Origin of the sequence: Hansschlegelia beijingensis (assembly GCF_045505405.1) — a bacterium.
GTDB classification, from domain to species: domain Bacteria; phylum Pseudomonadota; class Alphaproteobacteria; order Rhizobiales; family Methylopilaceae; genus Methylopila; species Methylopila beijingensis_A.
Map to the genome: position 1 here is coordinate 1 of NZ_JBJKEX010000225.1, position 4,929 is coordinate 4,929.

Consider the following 4,929-nt stretch of genomic DNA (forward strand, 5'->3'; position numbering starts at 1 on the left):
GGGGACGATCGACCGCGCCTCCGGCCTGCCTTACGTGTCGCTGGTCGCGGTCGATCGTCCCCAGGCTGGCGCGGCGGGCGGACCGGACCAGCGCGCGGGCGACCGAGGCAGGATCGAAGGCGGCCGATTCTGCCGGCGCGGGAGAGGCGTTCGAGGTCGTCATTCTTCGCGCTCCTTCGGCGGTCCTGGCCCCGCTTCGACCGCAGATGCGGCCAAAAAGAGGGCTCGCGACCTTGCGTCACATTAAAGCCACGCCAAGTCGGTTCATGCCCTGCACTCTGTGCTATACAAGAAGGCGCCATGCCGACGATCGCCCTGGTCGATGACGACCGCAACATCCTGACCTCTGTGTCCATCGCGCTTGAGGCCGAGGGTTACCGGATCCAGACCTATAATGATGGCGCGACGGCGCTCGAGGGGCTGCGCGCCTCTCCGCCCGATCTCGCGATCTTCGACATCAAGATGCCCCGCATGGACGGGATGGAGCTGCTGCGCCGGCTGCGGCAGAAGTCCGAGCTTCCGGTGATCTTCCTGACCTCGAAGGACGAGGAGATCGACGAGCTGTTCGGGCTCAAGATGGGCGCCGACGACTTCATTCGGAAGCCGTTCTCGCAGCGTCTGCTGGTCGAGCGGGTCAAGGCGGTGCTGCGGCGCGCGGCCGCCAAGGAGCCGACGGTTCCCGGGGCGCCGAAGGGGCCGGACTCAAAGGCGCTCGAGCGTGGCCAGCTGATGATGGACCCCGAGCGCCACACCTGCACCTGGAAGGGCGAGCCGGTGACGCTCACCGTCACGGAGTTCCTGATCCTGCAGGCGCTCGCCATGCGGCCCGGCGTCGTCAAGAGCCGCAACGCGCTGATGGACGCGGCGTATGACGATCAGGTCTATGTCGACGACCGCACGATCGACAGCCACATCAAGCGGCTGCGCAAGAAGTTCAAATCCTGCGACGACGATTTCGACATGATCGAGACGCTCTACGGCGTGGGTTACCGGTTCAAGGAGATCTGAGCGCCGGCGGCTCGCGCGGCGCTTCAGTCCATCATTCATGAGCGTGGAAGCCGAGCGGGCGGACGACATCGTCCCGACCGACGCAGACGAGGACGCCGGCCAGCGCGAGCCATGGCGCGTCAGAGTCATGCGCGCGCTCCGGGCCTTGCGCGTCCTCGGCTTCTCGAGCCTGACGCGGCGCATCGTCGTCCTCAACCTCGCCGGCCTCGTCGCGCTGGTCTCGGGCATCCTCTACCTCAACCAGTTCCGGGCCGGGCTGATCGACGCTCGCGTCCAGAGCCTGCTGATCCAGGGCGAGATCATCGCTGGCGCGATCGCCTCCTCGGCGACCGTCGAGACCAACCAGCTCTATGTCGACCCCGACAAGCTGCTCGAACTCCAGGCCGGGCAGACCGCCTCGCCGGGCGACGAGGGCCTGCAGAGCCTCGAATTCCCGATCAACCCCGAGCGCGTCGCGCCGGTGCTGCGCCGGCTGGTGACGCCGACCCGGACCCGAGCGCGCATCTACGACCGCGACGGCGCGCTGCTGCTCGACTCGCGCTCGCTCTACGCCCGCGGCGACATTCTGCGCTTCGACCTGCCGCCCCCCCAGGCCCATGATCCGGGGCTGCTCGACCAGATCGGCCGCACCATCAAGAGCTGGCTTCGGCGGTCAGACCTTCCGCTCTATGCGGAGCTCGGCGCGAGCAACGGCCGCGGCTATCCGGAGGTCACGAAGGCGCTGTCGGGCTCTCCGCAGAGCATCGTGCGGGTCAACGACGCGGGCGAGATCATCGTCTCGGTCGCGGTGCCGGTCCAGCGCTTCCGGGCGGTGACAGGCGTGCTGCTGCTGTCCACGCAGGGCGGCGACATCGACTCCATCGTGCAGGCCGAGCGCTTCGCGATCATGCGCGTGTTCCTGGTCGCCGCGGCCGTGATGCTGGTGCTGTCGCTGCTGCTGGCCAGCACGATCGCTGGGCCCGTGCGCAAGCTCGCCGACGGCGCGGAACGGGTGCGCCACCGCTACAAGCACCGCGCCGAGATTCCGGACTTCACCAACCGCTCGGACGAGATCGGCCATCTGTCCGGGGCGCTGCGCGACATGACGAGCGCCCTCTATGCGCGGATCGAGGCGATCGAGCGCTTCGCCGCCGACGTCGCCCATGAGCTCAAGAACCCGCTGACCTCGCTGCGCTCCGCCGTCGAGACGCTGCCGCTCGCCAAGAGCGAGGAGTCGCGCGAGCGGCTGCTCGGCGTCATCCAGCACGACGTGCGACGGCTCGACCGCCTGATCAGCGACATCTCCGACGCGAGCCGGCTCGACGCCGAACTGCAGCGGCAGGACGCCGAGCCGGTCGACATGGTCAAGCTGCTCACCACGGTGATCGACATGCAGAACGGGGCGCCGCGCGAGAACGGCGTCACGGTCGAACTGAAGGTGGTCGATGCGGCGCAGGGCCGCGACGCCTATCTGGTGCTCGGCCACGACTCCCGGCTGGCGCAGGTGATCACCAATCTGATCGACAACGCCCGCTCCTTCTCGCCGCCTGGCGCAGTCGTGAAGGTGACGTGCAAGCGCGTGCGCAACTCGGTCGAGATCCTGGTCGACGACACCGGTCCGGGCATCCGGCCGGACGCCGTCGACAAGATATTCGACCGCTTCTACACCGATCGACCTGAGCAGGGGTTCGGGCAGAACTCCGGTCTCGGGCTCTCGATCTCGAAGCAGATCGTCGAGGCCCATAACGGGCGGATCAAGGCGGAGAACCGCATGAAGACGGTCGCGGGCGAAGCCAAGGTGACGGGCGCCCGCTTCGTCGTGCGGCTGCCGGCGGCCATGAAATGACCGCCGCGGGCTCCGTTCACGCCAGTTGCGTGGTGGTCGAGGAGGCCGGGGTGCTGATCCGTGGCCCCTCGGGCGCGGGGAAATCCAGCCTCTCGGCGGCGCTGATCGAGCGCGCCCGGGCCGCAGGGCTGTTCGCGCGGCTGGTCGCAGACGACCGGACGCGGCTGAGCCTGGCCGGCGGCCGCGTGGTCGGGGAGGCGCCGGAAGTTCTGAGAGGTCTGATCGAGCGCCGCGGGGTCGGCCTGTTCAGGCTCCCCACGCTCGGGGCGTGCGTGGTCAGGTTCGTGGTGGACATCGAGGACCAGCCGGAGCGCATGCCCGAGCCGGACGCCGCCACCGCGCGCCTGCTGGACGTTCCGCTGCCGCGGATCGCCTTGCGCCGCGGCGATCCGGAGGCGGCGGGCCTCCTGCTTTTCACGGTTCGGAACTGGCCGGCGCGGGACCGTGAAGCATCAGAGCTTGCGTTCGCGCCGCAACATGGAAAAATGATGCGTTCGGCGCCGCACGCGCCTGTCCAAAGGAACGGCCGGCCCATGGCCGCCGATCCCGACCTGGAGCGCAATGAGTTTTGCGCAAAGACTGCATGATAGGCCTCGTCCTCGTGACACACGGTCGCCTCGCCTGCGAGTTCCGCTCCGCGCTTGAGCACGTCGTGGGTCCGCAGCAGCAGATCGCGACGATCACCATCGACCCGGAAGACGACATGGAGCTGCGCCGCGGGGACATCCTCGCCGCGGTGCGCGAGGTCGACTCCGGCGACGGCGTCGCGGTGCTGACCGACATGTTCGGCGGCACGCCGTCGAACCTCGCGATATCGTGCATGGATGGCCGGAAGGTCGAGGTGATCGCCGGCATAAACCTGCCGATGCTGATCAAGCTCGTGAGCGTCCGGTCAGATCTTCCACTTGACGCGGCGGTCGTCCAGGCTCAGGAGGCGGGGCGCAAATATATCAACGTCGCGAGCCGCGTGCTCTCCGGCAAATGATCGTGGGCTCGAGGCGGAGACGCTCGTGGACTCGTGTGAAAGCGTCTCTCGCGAGCTTGCGATCGTGAACAAGCGCGGGCTGCATGCCCGCGCCTCCGCGAAATTCGTTCAGACGGTCGAGAAGTTCGAGGCCTCGGTGCGCGTCAGCCGCGCCGGCGAGACCGTCGGCGGAACGTCGATCATGGGCCTCATGATGCTCGCGGCCGGGCCCGGCACCACCATCCATGTCGAAGTCAAAGGCGCCGAGGCGGAAGCCGCGCTCGACGCCCTGACGCATCTTGTCGAGAACAAGTTCGGCGAAGAGGAGTAGGCTCCTCTTCGCCTAATCGGCTCAGGCCGACTGCTGGATCGCCGAGAGCAGCCACCGGCCGCCGCTAGCGCGGACGAAGGTCCACAGCTCCGCCGCCTCGGTCGGCGCGTCGCGGTCGCCGTCGACGACCCGTCCGCTGCCCTGCTCCTCGGTCCAGTCCTTGAGCTCGTAGCGCATCGCGACGGTCGCGTAGTCGCGGCCGCCCTCGCGCCACGCCTCGGCCAGATCGCCCTGCAGCAGCTTCACGTCGCTGACCCGGTTGATCACGCCGCGGCTGGCGTCGTCGGCGACGTCGTCAGCGAAGACCTCGACCATCTCGGGCGTGGCGAGCGACCGCATCCGGGTGATGTCCTGGTCCGACCAAGCCTGCTGAACCTCGCCGAGCAGACGCTCGAACGCGTCGAAGTCGGTCTTCTCGAGCGTCACCGGCTCGGACGCCGGAGCGGCCCCGGCGCCGGCGCCGCCGCCGAACGTCGAGCCGAACATGCCGCCGCGGGGACGCTCCTCGGGCGCCTCGAAACGATAGCCGGAAGGCCCGGCGGCCGCGGCGGGCTGCTGCTGGCTGTTGCGCCGCGCGAACCAGCCCATGACGAGGCGGACGGCGATGAAGATCAGGGCGACCTGCAGCAGAAGACCGAAGATGGACGCCATCGAGCCGAGGCCGCCCATCAGCCCGCCTCCGAACAGGATGCGGACGCCTCCCGGATCGCGGCTGAGCGAAAGCCGGCCGCCGACGCTGCCGTCATAGGCCTCAGCCTCGCCGATCGCGACGTCGAGGCTGTCGTTGGCGACGGAGATCGT

6 protein-coding genes are annotated in these 4,929 nt (G+C 68.7%); 5 read left to right on the forward strand and 1 reads right to left on the reverse strand.

The features are described 5' to 3' along the window. Positions 1-300: 300 nt before the first annotated feature. From ACIKT0_RS12880 to ACIKT0_RS12900, 5 genes are read left to right on the forward strand one after another with little or no spacing between them, the layout of a single operon-like run. Positions 301-1,008 (forward strand): response regulator transcription factor, encoded by a 708-nt coding sequence (locus tag ACIKT0_RS12880; protein ID WP_183393304.1) that lies wholly within the window; start codon positions 301-303, stop codon positions 1,006-1,008. A 37-nt stretch (positions 1,009-1,045) separates the two neighbouring features. Next, positions 1,046-2,833: a stimulus-sensing domain-containing protein gene (locus ACIKT0_RS12885; protein ID WP_407105727.1), complete on the forward strand. Its 1,788-nt coding sequence runs from the start codon at positions 1,046-1,048 to the stop codon at positions 2,831-2,833. Further along, positions 2,830-3,420 (forward strand): HPr kinase/phosphorylase, encoded by a 591-nt coding sequence (locus ACIKT0_RS12890; protein ID WP_407105728.1) that lies wholly within the window; start codon positions 2,830-2,832, stop codon positions 3,418-3,420. Before ACIKT0_RS12885 ends, ACIKT0_RS12890 begins: the two co-directional genes overlap by 4 nt. After that, positions 3,417-3,818 (forward strand): PTS sugar transporter subunit IIA, encoded by a 402-nt coding sequence (locus ACIKT0_RS12895; protein WP_407105729.1) that lies wholly within the window; start codon positions 3,417-3,419, stop codon positions 3,816-3,818. The genes ACIKT0_RS12890 and ACIKT0_RS12895 overlap by 4 nt, the downstream gene beginning before the upstream one ends. Positions 3,819-3,843: 25 nt before the next feature. Beyond that, positions 3,844-4,128: an HPr family phosphocarrier protein gene (locus tag ACIKT0_RS12900; protein WP_407105730.1), complete on the forward strand. Its 285-nt coding sequence runs from the start codon at positions 3,844-3,846 to the stop codon at positions 4,126-4,128. Positions 4,129-4,149: 21 nt separating this feature from the next. Here ACIKT0_RS12900 and ACIKT0_RS12905 read toward each other — a convergent pair whose 3' ends face one another. Beyond that, positions 4,150-4,716: a TIM44-like domain-containing protein gene (locus ACIKT0_RS12905; protein WP_407105731.1), complete on the reverse strand. Its 567-nt coding sequence runs from the start codon at positions 4,714-4,716 to the stop codon at positions 4,150-4,152. Positions 4,717-4,929 lie beyond the last annotated feature (213 nt).